Origin of the sequence: Niallia nealsonii (genome assembly GCF_002835805.1) — a bacterium.
GTDB classification, from domain to species: Bacteria; Bacillota; Bacilli; order Bacillales; family Cytobacillaceae; genus Niallia; species Niallia nealsonii.
Genome location: NZ_PISE01000068.1, coordinates 1 through 1,035, shown reverse-complemented (window position 1 = coordinate 1,035; position 1,035 = coordinate 1). Strand labels below are relative to the sequence as shown.

Sequence of the window (1,035 nt, the reverse complement as noted above, 5' to 3'; positions counted from 1 at the left end):
AATCGTTTGTTGTATAATTTAGACGTATACTGAAAGCCTTGATCCGAATGGAGAACAGCTTCAGCTACGTCTTTTTTACTTGTCCACTGAGTCACTGTATTTAACACAAGCTCTAGATCATTTCTTTTGGATAACTGCCAAGATACTATTTCATTGTTGAATAGGTCTTGAATGACGGATAAATAGTAAAATTGCTTTCCATCCGATACATAAGTAATATCGGTAACCATTTTTTGATTAGGGGCTGTTGCCCTAAATTGTCTTTTAAGACGATTTGGATGGATTACAGAAGGGGTATGTCCATGATATTTCCTTTTTTTACGGATCTTAGATTGAATATTCATTTCTTTCATAAGGCGATATACTTTCTTGTGGTTAATGTCAAAATCCTTCTCTTTTAACCAGACAGTCATACGAGGATATCCAAACTCTGGATACACTAAATGAACCCCCAGTATATGATTTTTTATATCTTGATCCTTATTTTGTTTGTCTTGTCTCCTTGATTTAGTAGTTCTCCACTTGTAGTAACTTGCAGGCTTAATACTAGTGATTTCTAATAACCACCTTGTTGGATACATCCCACTTAGTTCTTCGATTATTTTATACTTTAATCTTCTGTTGATGTCGGCTCCTCCTTTATTAGATTTGGGTACTGCTTTTTTAAATACTCTACCTGCGCTTTCAAATAATCTCTTTCTTCTTCAACAGATTTAAACTTGGTTCGTGGCCTACCTTTTAATGGGTTCGTACTAGTACCTATTGATCTAGTATCAAAGGATTCTCCAGCTTTCCACTTTTTAACCCACACTTTAAGCTGCGTACAATGCTTAATTCCAAGTTCCTCTGATAAGATTGCGTAACTTTTATTTCCATTTATGTACTTCATCACTGCTTTTAGCTTAAATTCATCTGTATAATGCTGAAACTCTTGTCCTTTTTTAGCCATAATAAAATCCCCTCCAAGTTAAGTGTATCATCCACAAATGATATTGTGGTTTTTTTACACTATCTACTTAAAGGGGATAATATCAA

General features: G+C 34.3%; 2 protein-coding genes. Both read right to left on the bottom strand.

Annotated elements, in window-relative coordinates; translation table 11 throughout:
- Positions 1 to 626 (bottom strand): IS3 family transposase (locus CWS01_RS21485; protein WP_235852146.1); only part of this gene is annotated, 626 nt, incomplete at its 3' end.
- Entirely contained in the window at positions 611 to 949 is a 339-nt protein-coding gene (locus tag CWS01_RS21480) for a transposase (protein ID WP_101179531.1), read from the bottom strand. The genes CWS01_RS21480 and CWS01_RS21485, both read right to left, overlap by 16 nt.
- Positions 950 to 1,035 lie beyond the last annotated feature (86 nt).